At 68.3% G+C, this 15,296-nt stretch carries 11 protein-coding genes; 4 read left to right on the forward strand and 7 right to left on the reverse strand.

All coding sequences use genetic code 11. The features are described 5' to 3' along the window. Window positions 1-9 precede the first annotated feature (9 nt). From ACCD11_RS03375 to ACCD11_RS03390, 4 genes are all read right to left on the reverse strand, one after another. Window positions 10-1,014 (reverse strand): aldo/keto reductase, encoded by a 1,005-nt coding sequence (locus ACCD11_RS03375; protein ID WP_413312365.1) that lies wholly within the window; start codon window positions 1,012-1,014, stop codon window positions 10-12. Then, entirely contained in the window at window positions 1,011-2,027 is a 1,017-nt protein-coding gene (locus tag ACCD11_RS03380; RefSeq protein WP_413312367.1) for an ABC transporter permease, read from the reverse strand. Before ACCD11_RS03380 ends, ACCD11_RS03375 begins: the two co-directional genes overlap by 4 nt. 367 nt (window positions 2,028-2,394) lie before the next feature. Continuing rightward, window positions 2,395-3,906, reverse strand: a complete 1,512-nt coding sequence (locus ACCD11_RS03385; protein WP_007836733.1) for a sugar ABC transporter ATP-binding protein — start codon at window positions 3,904-3,906, stop codon at window positions 2,395-2,397. Further along, complete coding sequence (locus ACCD11_RS03390) at window positions 3,903-4,949, reverse strand: substrate-binding domain-containing protein (protein ID WP_413312369.1); 1,047 nt, start codon at window positions 4,947-4,949, stop codon at window positions 3,903-3,905. The genes ACCD11_RS03385 and ACCD11_RS03390 overlap by 4 nt, the downstream gene beginning before the upstream one ends. Window positions 4,950-5,127: 178 nt before the next feature. On the opposite strand from ACCD11_RS03390, the gene ACCD11_RS03395 reads away from it, so the two are divergent. From ACCD11_RS03395 to ACCD11_RS03405, 3 genes are read left to right on the forward strand one after another with little or no spacing between them, the layout of a single operon-like run. Further along, window positions 5,128-6,615 (forward strand): FGGY family carbohydrate kinase, encoded by a 1,488-nt coding sequence (locus ACCD11_RS03395; RefSeq protein ID WP_413312371.1) that lies wholly within the window; start codon window positions 5,128-5,130, stop codon window positions 6,613-6,615. Next, window positions 6,612-8,381: a glycerol-3-phosphate dehydrogenase/oxidase gene (locus ACCD11_RS03400; protein WP_413312372.1), complete on the forward strand. Its 1,770-nt coding sequence runs from the start codon at window positions 6,612-6,614 to the stop codon at window positions 8,379-8,381. Before ACCD11_RS03395 ends, ACCD11_RS03400 begins: the two co-directional genes overlap by 4 nt. Then, window positions 8,378-9,133, forward strand: coding sequence for a GntR family transcriptional regulator (locus tag ACCD11_RS03405; RefSeq protein ID WP_007836740.1), 756 nt, complete (start codon window positions 8,378-8,380; stop codon window positions 9,131-9,133). Before ACCD11_RS03400 ends, ACCD11_RS03405 begins: the two co-directional genes overlap by 4 nt. Before the next feature lie 18 nt (window positions 9,134-9,151). Here ACCD11_RS03405 and ACCD11_RS03410 read toward each other — a convergent pair whose 3' ends face one another. From ACCD11_RS03410 to ACCD11_RS03420, 3 genes are read right to left on the reverse strand one after another with little or no spacing between them, the layout of a single operon-like run. Beyond that, entirely contained in the window at window positions 9,152-10,042 is an 891-nt protein-coding gene (locus ACCD11_RS03410) for a DMT family transporter (protein WP_413312374.1), read from the reverse strand. Window positions 10,043-10,054: 12 nt separating this feature from the next. After that, a complete protein-coding gene (uvrA, locus tag ACCD11_RS03415; protein ID WP_413312376.1) occupies window positions 10,055-13,141 on the reverse strand; it encodes an excinuclease ABC subunit UvrA in 3,087 nt (1,028 codons plus the stop codon). A 49-nt stretch (window positions 13,142-13,190) separates the two neighbouring features. Continuing rightward, window positions 13,191-14,549 (reverse strand): chloride channel protein, encoded by a 1,359-nt coding sequence (locus ACCD11_RS03420; RefSeq protein WP_413312378.1) that lies wholly within the window; start codon window positions 14,547-14,549, stop codon window positions 13,191-13,193. A gap of 108 nt (window positions 14,550-14,657) precedes the next feature. Here ACCD11_RS03420 and ssb point away from each other — a divergent pair, with 108 nt between their 5' ends. After that, on the forward strand, window positions 14,658-15,209 hold the full coding sequence (ssb, locus tag ACCD11_RS03425; RefSeq protein WP_413312380.1) for a single-stranded DNA-binding protein: 552 nt from the start codon (window positions 14,658-14,660) through the stop codon (window positions 15,207-15,209). Window positions 15,210-15,296 lie beyond the last annotated feature (87 nt).

Here is a 15,296-nt window from a genome sequence, read left to right on the forward strand (position 1 = left end):
TGGAGAGGATCAGGCCAGCGCGTTCAGGTGCTTGGCCGCAACGGCGTCGACGAGTTGCAGTGCGTCGTCGCGCAGGCGCACCGAACCGGCCGCTGCGTTCTCGACTGCCTGCTTGCTGACGCGCGCGCCGCACAGCGCCACCGAGACGCTGCCGCGTGCCAGCGTCCACGCGATCATCAATTGGCCGAACGAGCATTCGAGCTGCTTGCGCAGCGGCTCCAGCTCGTCGAAGAAGGCCTTGAGCTTCGCGCGGTTCTGCGCGCTGAAGCGCGGGTTGCTCGCGCGCTGGTCGTCGCCGGTGAACTTGCGCCCGGGGTCGATCGGGCCGGCCAGCAGGCCCAGCGCCAGCGACGAATAGCCCAGCACCGCCACGTCGTGCTCGCTGCAAAGTGGCACGAGCGCCTGCTCGATCTCGCGGTCGATCAGGCTGTAGCGCTCCTGCGCCGCATCGACCGGGCCATGGCGCAGGTATTCGGCGAGCGTTTCGGGGCTCACATTGCTCACGCCGATGGCGCGGATCTTTCCCTGCTTCTTGAGCTCCAGCAGCGCGTCCATCGTTTCCTCGACCGGCGTGGTGCTGTCCTGCCAGTGCGTGATGTAGAGGTCGATGTAGTCGGTCTGCAGGCGCTTGAGGCTCTCTTCGCACTCATGGACGATCGATTCGCGCCCGAGGTAACGATGCACCGGGTGGCCATCCTCTTCGAAGAAGTGCGTTCCCTGTTGCGTGTGCCATACCAGTCCGCACTTGGTGGCGATGACGGCCTCGTGGCGGCGTCCCTTCAACGCGGTGCCGACGATGCTCTCGGAGCGCCCGAGCCCGTACGCCGGCGCGGTGTCGATCAGGTTCACGCCCGCGTCGAGCGAGGCCTGGATGGCCAGCACGGCGGCCGCGTTGTCCCCGCCGCCCCACATCCAGCCGCCCATCGCCCAGGTGCCCAGGCCGATGGCCGAGCATTCGATGCCCGACGGGCCGAGGGTGGTCTTCTTCATCGATGCGTTGTTGCTGCTGTTCATCGCTTGGTCTTTCTCGTGTTCAGGATGTGGTCGATGGTCACGGCCGCGAGCAGGATCAGGCCCTTGATCACGTCCTGCCAGTAGGGCGACACGTCGAGCAGGATCAGCGAGCTGGTCACCACCGACAGCAGCGCAAGCCCGAGCACCGCGCCCAGCACGGTGCCCGAGCCGCCCTTGAGGCTGGCGCCGCCGATCACCGCCGCGGCGATCACGTTGAGCTCCATGCCCATGCCGAAGGTCGGCGTGGCGGCGCCGAAGCGCGCGGTGTAGATCACGCCCGCCAGGCCCGCCGAGGCCGCGCACAGCACCGTGACCCAGAACTTCACGCGGCCCACGCGGATGCCGGAGTAGAGCGCGGCCTTCTCGTTGCTGCCGGTGTAGAACACGCGGCGCAGCAGGGTGGAGCGGCGCAGCAGGAAGTCGCTCACCACCACGATCGCCAGGAAGATCAGGATCACGGCCGGAATGCCGAACAGCGTGCCCTGGCCGATGAACTTGAACTCCGCCGGCAGCGAGAACAGCGACTGCGGCGTGCCCTGCGTGAGCGCGAGGCACAGGCCGCGCACGATGACCATGAAGGCCAGCGAGGCGATGAAGTGGTTCAGGCCGATGCGCGTGACGCAGCCGCCGATCATCGCGCCGATCATGGCGCTCGCCGCAATGGCGATGAGCCCGGCGGTCCACGGGTCGAAGCCCATGAGGAAGAGCTTGCCCGTGACCACCATGGCGAAGCACACCACCGAGCCCACCGACAGGTCGATGCCACCGACGATCAGCAGGATCGTCATGCCGACGACCACGATGCCTTCGATGGAGAACGACAGCAGCATGGCGCGCACGTTGTCCCAGGTCAGGAAGTAGGGCGACGCGAAGCTCATGCCCGCGCACAGCACGGCGATGATGAGCAGCAAGCCCATCTCGCGCATGCTGCCGAGCTTGCTGGCGGGTTTTGCGGGGGGTCTTCCTTGCTGTCTTGCTGGAAGGCCTGCGTCGAGTTGGGCCGGGTAGTTCATGTCGGATGCTCCACTGCGCGTTGTCTTGCTTGTCGGTTGTGTTCTTGATGTTTGTGTTCTTGGCGCTCTTGTTCGGGGCGCGTGCACAGGCCACCGGGTGCTCCCCTCCGCGAATGTCCCCCGCCTTCGGCTCCTCCTTTATTTCGCTGCGGGGAGCACCCGGTGCCCTGTGCACAGTGGGCGCTGTCGTTGTGTCCTGCGATCAACCGCGGCGTCCATTGATCACGCTGGCGGGGTGCCTTGCGCAGCGAAATAAAGGAGGAGGCCGCAGGCCGAGGGACATTCGCGGAGCAAGGTACCCCGTCGGCGTGAGCGCGCCCCGAACCGACCGAACCGACCAAAGCGCCGCACGAACCCTGTAGGTCTTTCATGCCGCTTCCTGTTCGCAGAGTCCGGAGGCGAGCCGCAACAGGGCTTCCTCCGTCATCTCGTTAGATGCCAGTTCGCCCGCGAGCCGGCCATCGCGGATCACCAGCGCGCGGTCGCACAGTCCGATGATCTCGGGCAGCTCCGACGAGATCACGATCACGCCCACGCCCTGGCCGGCCAGCTCGCGCAGGATGTGGTGGATCTCCGACTTGGCGCCCACGTCCACGCCGCGCGTGGGCTCGTCCATCAGCAGCACCGATGGGTTGGTGGCCAGCAGCTTGGCGATGGCCACCTTCTGCTGGTTGCCGCCCGACAGGCTCGCCACCTCGATGGCCACGCCGTCGGACTTGAGCTTGAGCTTCGCACCGAGGTCGACCGCCAGCCTGTGCTCGGCCGCGCGCTGCAGCAGCCCGAAGCGCGAGCTGACGCGCGCGAGCGCCATCGAGGCGATGTTCTGCGCAATGGGCAGGTCGAGGTACACGCCGGCCGCCTTGCGGTCTTCGCTGAGGTAGGCGATGCCCTCGCGCAGCGCGTCCCCGTACTTGCGGATCGCCAGTGCCCTGCCGCGCAGGCGCACGGTGCCGCTGCGCGCGGGGCGCAGGCCGCACACGGTCTCTGCGAGCTCGCTGCGACCGGCGCCCATCAAGCCCGCGATGCCGAGGATCTCTCCGCGCTTCAGCGTGAACGACACGCCGTGCACGCGCTCGCCGTCGGCGATGTCGGTCACTTCGAGCACGTGTTCCTCCGATGCAGGCGCTTGCTGCTTCGGCGGGTAGTAGTTGCCCAGGTCGCGCCCGACCATGCGGCGCACCAGCCCGTCGGCGTCCAGTTCGGCCAGCGGCCCGCAATGCACGTTGCGCCCGTCGCGCAGCACGGTGACGCGGTCGCAGTGCGCAAAGATCTCGGCCATGCGATGGCTGATGTAGATGATGCCGATGCCCTGCGCCTTCAGGTCGTGCAGCACCCTGAAGAGCGCGGCCGATTCGTTGTCGGTGAGCGCGGCGGTGGGCTCGTCGAGGATCAGCACCTTGCAGTCCAGCGTGAGCGCCTTGGCGATCTCGATCAGCTGCTGCGTGGAAATGCTCAGGTCCTTCACCAGCGCAGCCGGGTCGACGTCCTGCCCCAGCCGCTGCAGCACCTTGGCGGCGCGCTCGTCGAGGCTCGCGTAGTCCATCCATGCGTGCCTGCCGGCGTTGATCTCCGGCATGAAGATGTTCTCGGCCACGGTGGCGTCGGCGCACAGGGCGATCTCCTGGTGCACCAGGCCGATGCCCAGGCGCATGGCGTGCGCGGGGCCGTCGATGACCACCTTCCGGCCGTCGAGCGAGATCTCGCCCTCGTCCGGCTGGTGGATGCCGTCGATGATGTTCATCAGCGTGGACTTGCCCGCGCCGTTCTCGCCGCACAGGGCGTGGATCTCGCCGCGCTGAAGCGAGAAATCCACGCCGGAGAGCGCGCGCGAAGCGCCGAAGCGCTTGCCGATGCCGCGCAGTTCGAGCAGGTGGCTCACTCGCCGATTCCCTTGGTGCCGCGGCGTGCGAGGTACTTGTCCCAGTAGAAGTCGTCGGCATTGGCCTTGCTGACCACCGCCAGGCCGTTGTCCAGGAAGGGCACGGCCATCGGGTTGGTGCCGTTGCGTTTGGCATCGTTCATCGGGTCGATGAGCGTGGGGTTCCTGGCCAGGAACAGCATCATCATGCCCATGTAGCCCTGCATGCCCTGGTTCGGGTTGATGGCGCCGAACACGTCGCCCGACTTGATCATGTCGAGGATCTTGGCGTTGACGTCGCAGCACATCACCTTGATGTTCTTCTTGGTCTCCACCTTGGCCTGCGCCGCGCCGAGGGCCGAGTTGGCCTCGGGCATGAACAGCGCGCTCAGGTTCGGGTTGGCCTGCGCGAGGCTCAGCACCGCCTGGTAGGCCTTGTTCGGGTCCTGGTTGCTGGCGGCGCGGCCGACCAGCTTCATGCCCGGGTGCTTGGCCTTCATGCGGTTCACGAAGGCGGCGATGCGGCGGTCGTGGTTGTCCTGGCCAGGGTTCTCCAGCACGGCGTATTCGCCCTTGCCGTTGAGCGAGGCGGCGATGGCGTCGGCGGCCTGCGTGCCTTCGCGGTCGTTGTCGGAGGTGACGAACGATGTGCGCTTGGAGTTCGGCGAGTCGGCCGCGAAGGTGACGACCGGGATGCCCATCGCCGCGGCGCGATTGATCGGCTCGATGAACGGGTCGGGGTTCATCGGGTGCAGCAGGATGCCCGCGGGCTTGCGCGCCAGCTCCTGCTCGAAGGAGGCGAGCTGCTTGTTCACGTCGTACTCCGGCGTGCCGGTGTAGCGCGTGCGCACGCCCAGCGTGCGGCCGAGCTGCTTCATCATTTCGTAGACCGGAAACCAGTACTCCACGCCCGACACCATCACGTTCATCACGTAGACGTCGCTCGGGTTGCCGCGCAGCCCGCCGCCTGCTGCAGGGGCAGCCGCCTGCTGCTGCGCCAATGCGCTGGCGCCAGCCAGGCCGATGCCGGCTGCCGCGGCGGACTTCAGGAAATTACGCCTCATTTTTGTCTCCTCACGTTGGGGGGCACAGCTTGCGATGCCGCTTTTCAGGACAGCATCTTGATCTTCGGTGTCGCGTCACTTGTTATGACAGGTAGAATGTACGCGCTGGACGTTTGACGGGATAACTAGGGGAAACGCTACTGGCGAGGTGCTTTTATTCAGCCGAAGCTGTTATGACATGAAGCCAAACATACTGATCGGCATCGACATGGGATCGAGCAGCCTGAAGGCCCTGGCCCTCGAAGCCGGGAGCGGCCGCTCCATCGCCCTGTCACGCATGCCGCTGCCGCACGACCGGCTGCCTGGAGGGGGATGCGAAGTGGGCGCGACTGCGATCCGCACGGCCCTGACCCAGGTGCTGCGCGATGTCGCCCACCAACTCGGCGAGCGCGTGACCGAGGTTCGCGCCATCGGCTGCACGGGCCATGGCGCGGGGCTCTATGCGCTCGATGCGCGCAACGAACTCGTGGGGGGAAGGGCGGTTGCCTCGACCGACCAGCGTGCCGACGCACGGGCGCGCTCGCTGTCGCTCGGCCATGGCGAGGCGCTGTTCGCGGACGTCGGCTGCAGGCCGTGGCCGGGGCAGCCCACCGTGATCGCCGCCGCGCTGCTCGGCACCGATGCCGTGCAGCGCGGCGCGGTGCACCGGCTGCTGTTCGCGAAGGACTACCTCGGCTTCCTGCTGACCGGCGAGATCGCCACCGACGCGAGCGATGCGAGCACCGCTGGGCTGGTGTCGATCGCCACGGGCAGGTGGTCGCAGGCGGCCTTCGATGCCTCGGGCATCGCGGAGCTCGGGCCGCAGGTCTTCGGGCCGCTGCTGCCGAGCGGCGAAGTGATCGGCAGGCTGCGGCCTTCCGAGGCCGCGCTGTGCGGCCTGCCTGCCGGCATTCCGGTGGCGATGGGAGCCATCGACCTGCTCGCGTCGATGACCGCGATCTGCGCGGAAGGGCGCGGACGCGCGGTGTCGGTCTTCGGCACGTGGTGCGTGAACGCGGTGATCGGCCCGGTGATCGAGCCCAAGCCCGATGTTGCCGCCGTCGTGAACTTCGGCCGCGAGGACAAGCGGCTCTACATGGAGAACAGCCCGTCGTCGATGGCCAACATCGCGTGGCTGGCCGGCGTGCTGGGACTGCCCGATTCGCGCGCCGTCGTCGACCTGGCGATGTCGGTGCCGCTGGGCGCGGGCGGCCTGCGCTTCCTGCCGTTCGTCAATGGCGGTGGCGGCGTGACGGCGGGCTTCGTCGGCCTCAAGAGTCATCACACACGGGGCGACATGGCACGCGCGGTGGTCGATGCGGTCGTGGCACTGCATGCGCGGCACGCGGCACGCCTCGCGGCATGCGGCCTGCCTGTGTCCGCATCGACCGTGCTCGGCGGCGGCGCGAGCGATGCGCGCCTCGTGCGCCTGCTCGCATCCTTCCTCGGCCATCCGGTCGAACGCTGCGCCGACGACGAAACCGGCGCGCGCGGCGCCGCGATCTACGCCGCCATGTCGCAGGGCATCGGCCACGCCGGGCAGGGCAGCGCCTTGCTCGCGCCCTGCGACACGGTCGAGCCCGATGCCACCGAGGCCTGCGCCCATGCCGACTTCAACGCCGGCTTCAACGAACTGATCGACACCATGTCCCCTGTGTTTTTCCATCTGTCGGGAGGCTCGAGATGAGCGCCTGGCAGCTGCCCTTCGTGCGCCCGGCCTCGCTGGCCGATCGTCATTTCTCTACCGTGATCGTCGGCGCCGGCATCAACGGCGTGGGCGTGTTCCGCGACCTGTGCCTGCAGCGCGTGGATTGCCTCATCGTCGACAAGGGCGACTTCAGCGCGGGCGCCAGCAGCGCGCCCTCGCGCATGATCCACGGCGGCCTGCGCTACCTGGAGAACGGCAGCTTCTCGCTGGTGGCCGAGGCCACGCGCGAGCGCAACCTGCTGCTGCGCAACGCACCGCACCTGGTGCAGCCGCTGAAGACGGTGGTGCCGCTGTCCAGCTTCTTCGGCGGGCTGATGAGCAGCGCGCTCAAGTTCTTCGGCCGCACGCCGCCGCAGCGAACGCGCGGCCTGCTTGCGGTGGCCGCGGGCCTGCGCCTGTACGACCTGCTGGGCCGCCGCCAGCGCGTGATGCCCAACCACCGCATCAGCCGCGTGCCGCCGAATGACCGCAGCCTGTTCCGCGCCGCGGTGCGCTGGACCGCCACCTTCTTCGATGCGTGGATCAGCCACCCCGAGTGGCTCGTCCTCGAACTCATCGGCGATGCCTGCCGCGACCAGCCGCGCTCGGCCGCGGCCAACTACTGCCGCGTGACGGGCTGCGCGGGCAACATCATCACGCTGCGCGACGAGATCACCGGCGCGCTGGTGCGCGTGACGGCCGACACCGTGGTGAATGCCAGCGGCGCGTGGCTCGATCGCAGCACGGCCGTGCTCGGCGGCGCGGGCTCGCGCGTGATGGGCACCAAGGGCTCGCACCTCGTGCTCGACCATCCCGCGCTGCGCGATGCGCTCGAGGGCCGCATGGCCTACTTCGAGGCGGTCGACGGGCGCGTGTGCATCGTCTATCCCTTTCTCGACCGGGTGCTGGTGGGCTCCACCGACATCCCGGTGGACGACCCCGACCAGATCGGCACCGAGCCGGCCGAGGTCGATTACCTGCTCGACGTGCTGGCCGAGGTGTTCCCCAACCTGCGCTTTGGCCGCGGCGACGTGGTCTACACCTACGTCGGCGTGCGGCCGCTCGCGCGCTCCGACGCCGACAAGCCGGGGCAGATCTCGCGCGACCACTCGGTGGTGCTCGACCCGCCCAACGCCACGCGCGACATTCCCATCGTCGGCCTCGTGGGCGGCAAGTGGACCACCTTCCGCGCGCTCGCGGAAGAAGCGGCCGACGAGGTGCTGAAGCAGCTGGGCCGCCCGCGCACCGCATCCACCGAATTGCTGCCCATCGGCGGCGGCGCCGAGCTGCCGGCCGATGCGCAGGCGGTGGAGCGTTTTGTCGATCGACTGGTCGGCGCCTCGGGCATGAGCCGCACGCGTGCGCAGGTGCTTCTGAAGCGCTACGGATCGAAGGCGCTGCCGCTGGCGCAGCGCCTCGCCGCATCGGGCGACATGCCGCTGCGCCATGCGCCCGGCTACTCCGTGGCCGAGCTTTCGTACCTTTGCCTCGAAACCGGCGTGGTGCATCTCGACGACCTCGTGATCCGCCGCACGCTGCTGGCCATCCGCGGGTTCGTCACCGATGCCGCGCTGGCCGAGATGGCGGGCATCGCGGCCGAGGCGCTGGGCTGGGATGCGGCGCAGCAGCACGCAGAGCTGCATGCCTGCGCCACCGCCCTGCGCGAGCGCCACGGCGTGCGGCTTTCGCCGGTGGCAGCGGATGCGCCTGCATCTTTCGATGCATCATTGATGACTCCTCAGGCCCTGGGCCAACCCTCGACGTGAACTCTCCGACCGAAATCTCGACCGTGCTCGACCGCGACTCCGAGTCGCCCCTGTGGGCCCAGTTCCGCGACGCGCTTCGCATGCAGATCCTGCAGGGCGTGCTGCCCATCGGCGCCAAGCTGCCGTCCGAGGCCGAGCTCGGCGAGCAGTTCGGCATCTCGCGCATCGTGGTGCGCGAGGCGCTGGCAGACCTCGTGCGCAACAACCTCATCTACAAGATCAAGGGCCGCGGTGCCTTCGTGTCGGCCCGCGAGCGCGACGAGGATTTCGTTTCCACCGTGCTCGGCTTCTCCGACGAAATGGAGCGCAAGGGCCGCTCGGTGCGCACGCAGATCCTCACGCAGGAACTGCGCGCGCCCACCGAGCAGGAAGCCGCTTCGCTGGGGCTCACCGACGACACCCAGGTGGTCGCGCTCAAGCGCCTGCGCAGCGTCGACGGCGAACTGCGCCTGCTGGTGGAGACCGTGGTGCCCGCCGACCTCGCGCCGGGTTTGCACCGCACGCGTCTGGACGATCGCTCGCTGTACGACGTGCTGCGCCGCCAGTACGGGCTGCGCCTGGTGCGCGCCGAGCGCTGGATCGATGCGGTGCTGCCCGATGCCGAGACCTGCCGGCTGCTCAACCTGCCGCAGCCCGAGCCGCTGCTGCGCATCGAGTCGATCGCCTACGGTGCCAATGGCAGGCCGCTGGAGCACTACCGCGCGCTGCACCGCTGCAAGAGCAGCCGGCTGCACGTACAGACGACGACCTGAAAAAAGAAAAAGGCGCGCTCAGGCCTTCGCTGCGTTGCGCGAGGGCCACAGCACGGAGGCGATGGCGACCATCATCAGCGCCACCGCCACCCAGTCCTGCCAGTGCACGGCTTCGCCCAGCCACACCGCGCCGCTGAAGACGCCGAGCACCGGGATGAACATCACGCTGAGCGTCGAGGCGATGGGCGGCAGGCCGCGCGCCAGGTAGAACCAGGCGGCATGCGCGAAGCCGAAGATCAGCACGGCGTTGTAGCCGATCGAAGCCCAGGTCACGCGGCCCGGCCAGTACATCTGGCCGCGCTCGAACAGCAGCGAGAGCACCGTCATCACCACCGCGGTCAGCGCCGTCATCCAGAACGACAGCGTGAGCGTCGGCAGCCCGATGCGCGTGTGCCGCAGCAACTGCGTGCCCAGCGCCCATGTGGCGGCCGCCACCAGTGCCAGCGCCACGTAGCCGGGCCGCCCCGCGAAGTCGGTGAGTTCATGCCACAGCAGCAGCCCCACGCCGACCGCGCAGGCGCCCACGCCCAGCCACGCGCGCCGCGTGAGCACGGCGGAGAACAGCAGCGCGCCGATGACGGCCGAGAACACCGGCATCGTGTAGCCCAGGATCGCCGCGCGCCCGCCCGAGAGCGCCTTCACCGCGAGGATGATGCAGGCGTGCCAGACGAACATGTTGGTCGCGCCCAGCCACAGCAGCTCGGGCCACGCGCTGCGCGGCACGCGGAACGGCACCTTCATCCATACCAGCGCGAGGGCCAGCACCGGCACGCCGAGCCAGATCGAGATCGCGCGAAAGGCGAGAGGTGGATAGTCGGCGACGCCCAGTTTCATCACGGGCCAGTTGAACCCCCATGCAAGGGTCAGGAGAACGAGCAGTAGCAGCTGGCGCGGGGTGAAGGAAGGCATGGGCCGCGCCGGCTACAGCAGCCGCTTCAGATACCGCCCCGTGTGGCTCGCCTCGTTCGCCGCGATGTCTTCAGGCGTGCCTTCGCCCACCACCGTGCCGCCGCCCGCGCCGCCCTCGGGGCCCATGTCGATCAGCCAGTCGGCCGTCTTGATGACGTCCAGGTTGTGCTCGATCACGACGATGGTGTTGCCCGCGTCGCGCAGCTGGTGCAGCACCTTCAGCAGCAGCTCGATGTCGGCGAAGTGCAGGCCGGTGGTCGGCTCGTCGAGAATGTAGAGCGTGCGGCCGGTGTCGCGCTTGCTGAGCTCCAGCGCGAGCTTCACGCGCTGCGCCTCGCCGCCCGACAGCGTGGTGGCCGACTGGCCCAGCTTGATGTAGCTCAGGCCCACGTCGAGCAGCGTGCGCAGCTTGCGCTCGATGGTGGGCACGGCCTTCAGGAATTCGTGCGCCACCTCCACCGTCATCTCGAGGATCTGCGCGATGTTCCTGCCCTTGTAGAGCACCTCGAGCGTCTCGCGGTTGTAGCGATGGCCGTGGCACACCTCGCAGGGCACGTACACGTCGGGCAGGAAGTGCATCTCGACCTTCACTACGCCATCGCCCTGGCAGGCCTCGCAGCGCCCGCCCGCCACGTTGAAGCTGAAGCGGCCGGGGCCGTAGCCGCGCTCGCGCGCGGTGTTGGTCTCGGCCATCAGTTCGCGGATCGGCGTGAACAGGCCCGTGTAGGTGGCCGGGTTGCTGCGCGGCGTGCGGCCGATGGGGCTCTGGTCGACGTTGATGACCTTGTCGAAATACTCGATGCCCTCCACCGATTCGTGCGCGGCCGGCTCTTCGTGCGCGCGGTACAGCGTGCGTGCAACGGCGGTGTAGAGCGTGTCGTTCACCAGTGTCGACTTGCCGGAGCCCGACACACCGGTCACGCAGGTCAGCAGGCCGACCGGGAAGGCCACGCTCACGTTCTTCAGGTTGTTGCCTGTGGCGCCGACCACGCGGATTTCCTGCAGGTCGGTCTGCGTGGCGAGGTGGGCCGCCTCGCGCGCGGCGCGGCGTTCGGCCGCGGGGCTCTGCGGAAAGCGCGAGGGCTTCCTGCCTTCGTTGAAGGCCGGCTTCTTCACGACCGGCAGCCAGGCGGTGCGGTGCCTGGGCACTTCGATCTTCTTGGTGCCCGAGAGGTACTGGCCCGTGAGCGAATCGGGGTTGGACGACACCTCGGCGTACGTGCCCTGCGCCATCACGCGCCCGCCATGCACGCCGGCGCCGGGGCCCATGTCGATCACGTGGTCGGCGGCGTGGATCATGTCCTCGTCATGCTCCACCACGATCACGCTGTTGCCGATGTCGCGCAGATGCTTCAGCGTGCCGATCAGGCGGTCGTTGTCGCGCTGGTGCAGGCCGATGCTGGGCTCGTCGAGCACGTACATCACGCCCGTGAGGCCCGAGCCGATCTGCGAGGCCAGGCGGATGCGCTGCGCCTCGCCGCCCGAGAGCGTTTCGGCGCTGCGGTCCAGGCTCAGGTAGTTGAGGCCCACGTCGTTCAGGAACTTCAGCCGCAGGCCGATCTCGCGCACCACCTTGTCGGCGATGTCGGCCTTGGCGCCGCGCAGCTTGAGCGTCTGGAACCACGCGAGCGAGTCACGCAGCGTGAGATGGCTCAGTTCGAAGATCGCCATGCGCGGCGGCTCGCTGCCATCGGCCGGGCGGGCCGATTCGTCCACCAGGAACACGTTGCGCGCTTCGGGCCGCAGCCGCGAGCCGCCGCAGTCGGGACACGGCTGCAGGTTGCGAAAGCGCGCAAGGTCTTCGCGCACCATCACCGAATCGGTCTCGCGGTAGCGCCGCGCCATGTTCGGGATGATGCCCTCGAAGGGGTGCTTCTTCGTGAGCTTCTTGCCCGCGAAGTTGCCCGACTCCATGGTGTAGTTGAACTTGATCTCCTCGGCCGCCGAGCCGTTCAGCAGCACCTGCTGCACCGAGGCTGGCAGCGACTCGAAGGGCGCATCGACGTCGAACTTGTAGTGCTTCGCGACGCTCTCGATCATGCTGAAGTAGTAGCCGTTGCGGCGGTCCCAGCCCTTGATGGCGCCGCTGGCGAGCGAGAGCGAGGGGAAGGCCACCACGCGCGCCGGGTCGAACACCTCGCGATGGCCCAGGCCGTCGCAGCTCGGGCAGGCGCCCACGGGCGAGTTGAACGAGAAGAGGCGCGGCTCCAGTTCCGACAGCGAGTAGTGGCAGATCGGGCAGGCGAACTTGGCGTTGAACAGGTGTTCCTTGTCGGGCGCACCCTCGGCGCCGAGTTCGAGCGCTATCGCGCGGCCCTCGGCCAGGCGCAGCGCGGCCTCGAAGCTCTCGGCCAGGCGCTGCTGCATGTCGGGGCGCGCGCGCAGGCGGTCGATCACCACGTCGATGTCGTGCTTCTCGGTCTTCTTGAGCTTGGGCAGGTCGTTGTATTCGTAGGTCTGCCCGTCGACGCGAAAGCGCACGTAGCCGGCCGCCTGCATCTCGGCGAAGAGCTCGAGGAACTCTCCTTTTTTCTCTCTTGCCACCGGCGCCAGGATCATCAGGCGCGGCTCGTCGGGGATGGCGAGCGTGGCGTCGACCATCTGCGAGACCGTCTGCGCCTGCAGCGGCAGGTGATGGTCGGGGCAGTAGGGCGTGCCGGCGCGCGCGTACAGCAGGCGCAGGTAGTCGTGGATCTCGGTCACCGTGCCCACGGTGGAGCGCGGATTGTGGCTGGTGGCCTTCTGCTCGATGCTGATCGCGGGCGACAGGCCCTCGATCACGTCCACATCGGGCTTGTCCATGAGCTGCAAAAACTGCCGCGCATAGGCCGACAGGCTCTCGACGTAGCGCCTCTGCCCTTCGGCATACAGCGTGTCGAAGGCCAGGCTCGACTTGCCCGAGCCCGACAGGCCGGTGATGACCACCAGCTTGTTGCGCGGGATGTCGAGATCGACGTTCTTCAGGTTGTGGGTGCGCGCACCGCGGATGCTGATGCGCTGCTGCGCCAGCACGGCGCCGAGGTAGGTGTTTCGCTCGAGTTCCGCGTCGCGTGCGCTTTCCTCGTCGGCGGCGGCGTATTCAGTGGCTTTTGAATTCAAAGGGGGCGATCGTCCGAGGGCAACCGGACATGATAGACCGCCGCGCATTTCATGGCGAGGTGCCGGGTTGCGGCGCAGACGGATGCACCGGCTCCGAGCTGCCGATGGCCCGTCCCACCATGTGCTCGGCCAGCGTGTCGTACAGCGGGCGGCTGATCATCCGCGAGACCAGGCTGGCCAGCATGGCCGCGGCCATCAGGCTCAGCACCATCGAGTGGCCGTCGACCATCTCCATCACGATGATGAAGGCGGTGAGCGGTGCCTGGGTCACCGCGGCCAGGAAGCCCGCCATGCCCATGGCAATGAGCGCGGGGCCGAGGTCGCTGCCGGCCAGCCGCGCCACCGCGTTGCCGATGCCCGCTCCGATGGACAGTGACGGCGCGAAGATGCCGCCCGGCACGCCGCACCAGGCCGTCAGCCAGGTGGCGATGAACTTGAGCACGGTGTAGATCGGCGTCAATTCGTCATGCCCCTGCAGCATCTGCTTGACCGCCTCGGAGCCCGCGCCGAAGGTGGCGCCGCCCGTGACCAGCCCGATGACGGCCACCGCCAGTGCGCCGCAGGCCGCGAAACGCACCGGAAAGCGCGCCCGCCAGCGGTTGAGGCGCCCCGGCACACCGGTGAGCGAGGCGCTCAGCAGCCGCGCGAACAGCCCGCCGGCCGCGCCGCTCAGCAGGGTGACCAGCAGTCCCGGCCCGAGTGCCTCCCAGCCCAGCCGGGGCACGCGGATCACGCCGAAGTAACTGGTATTGCCGAAGGCCGATACAGCCACCAGGCCCGCCAGCACGATGGCCGTGATGATCAGGCCGCTGGAGCGCGCCTCGAGCCGGCCCGACAGCTCCTCGATGGCGAACACCACGCCCGCCAGCGGCGCATTGAAGGCCGCCGCGATGCCGGCCGCGCCGCCCGCCACCAGCAGCGCGCGTCCGTCGATGGCCGTGTTGGGCGACAACCAGCGGCGCGCATGCTGCATCACCCCGGCAGCTACCTGTACCGAAGGCCCCTCGCGCCCGATCGACAGCCCGGCCGCGAAGCCTGCTGCGCCCAGCCCGATCTTGGCGAGCGTGAGCCGCAGCGAGGCGAAGGCGAAGCGCCGCTCTTCGGGCAGGGCCGGATGCAGCGCCGCCTTGATCTGCGGAATGCCCGAGCCGCCCGCGCCGGGAAAGAAACGCAACGTGAACCAGACGATCCCGGCCGTGAGCAGCGGCGTCGTCAGCAGCACCGCCCAGGGCCAGCTGCGGTAGAAACTGTGGAACTGGCCGAAGACCCAGTCGCTCGCCATGGTGAAGCCCACCACGAAGAGGCCGGCCGCAATGGCGTAGCCGAGCACGATCGCCCGGTCGAGCCAGATGCGGCCACCGCGCAATTCGGCGCGCAGATGCTCGAAAAAGTCGGGTTCTCTGTTCATCGGGAAGGCTCATTCTGGCATTCGCCGGGCATGCCGCCGACAGCCTTGGGGCACAATCGAGGGTTCCTCTCAACCTCCTCCTTCATCTACTTATCAGGGGCAGTGCATATGGCATCGGTCAATAAAGTCATCGTCGTCGGCAACCTGGGGCGCGACCCCGAAATGCGGACCTTCCCGAGCGGCGATCAGGTCGCGAACGTCACCGTGGCCACCACCGATCGCTGGAAAGACAAGCAAAGCGGCGAAATGCGCGAAGCCACCGAATGGCACCGCATCGTCTTCAACGGCCGCCTGGCCGAAATCGCCGGCCAGTACCTGCGCAAGGGCTCGCAGGTGTACGTCGAAGGCAGCCTGCGCACGCGCAAGTGGACCGACAAGGACGGCATCGAAAAGTACACCACCGAAATCCGTGCCGACCAGATGCAGATGCTCGGCAGCCGCCAGGGCCAGGGCGGCCCGTCGGGTGGCCCCGGCGATGACGACGGCGGCTACTCGCAAGGCGGTGGCGGCGGTGGTTATTCGCAGGGCGGTGGCGGTGGCGGCGGGTACGCCGCGCGTGCGCCCGCGGCGGCACCGCGCGCTCCGGCGCCGGCTCCACGCCAGGCTCCGGCCAAGTCGTCGTCGGGCTTCGACGACATGGATGACGACATTCCGTTCTGAACGGGCCTTTTTACTTTTTGAACAAGAGCCAGGCGTCGCGAGACGCCTGGCTCTTTGCAATTGGGGAGATGACGGGGTAGAGCTAAT

The organism is Variovorax sp. Varisp36, assembly GCF_047304235.1.
Taxonomy (GTDB): domain Bacteria; phylum Pseudomonadota; class Gammaproteobacteria; order Burkholderiales; family Burkholderiaceae_C; genus Variovorax.

Bases quoted from the DNA above. Each gene is read 5' to 3' on its own strand.
- ACCD11_RS03395 (WP_413312371.1), top strand. From the start codon at position 5,128: ATGAAGCCAAACATACTGATCGGCATCGACATGGGATCGAGCAGCCTG.
- ACCD11_RS03380 (WP_413312367.1), bottom strand. From the start codon at position 2,027: ATGAACTACCCGGCCCAACTCGACGCAGGCCTTCCAGCAAGACAGCAA.
- ACCD11_RS03420 (WP_413312378.1), bottom strand. From the start codon at position 14,549: ATGAACAGAGAACCCGACTTTTTCGAGCATCTGCGCGCCGAATTGCGC.
- ACCD11_RS03410 (WP_413312374.1), bottom strand. From the start codon at position 10,042: ATGCCTTCCTTCACCCCGCGCCAGCTGCTACTGCTCGTTCTCCTGACC.
- ACCD11_RS03375 (WP_413312365.1), bottom strand. From the start codon at position 1,014: ATGAACAGCAGCAACAACGCATCGATGAAGAAGACCACCCTCGGCCCG.
- ACCD11_RS03400 (WP_413312372.1), top strand. From the start codon at position 6,612: ATGAGCGCCTGGCAGCTGCCCTTCGTGCGCCCGGCCTCGCTGGCCGAT.
- ACCD11_RS03390 (WP_413312369.1), bottom strand. From the start codon at position 4,949: ATGAGGCGTAATTTCCTGAAGTCCGCCGCGGCAGCCGGCATCGGCCTG.
- ssb (WP_413312380.1), top strand. From the start codon at position 14,658: ATGGCATCGGTCAATAAAGTCATCGTCGTCGGCAACCTGGGGCGCGAC.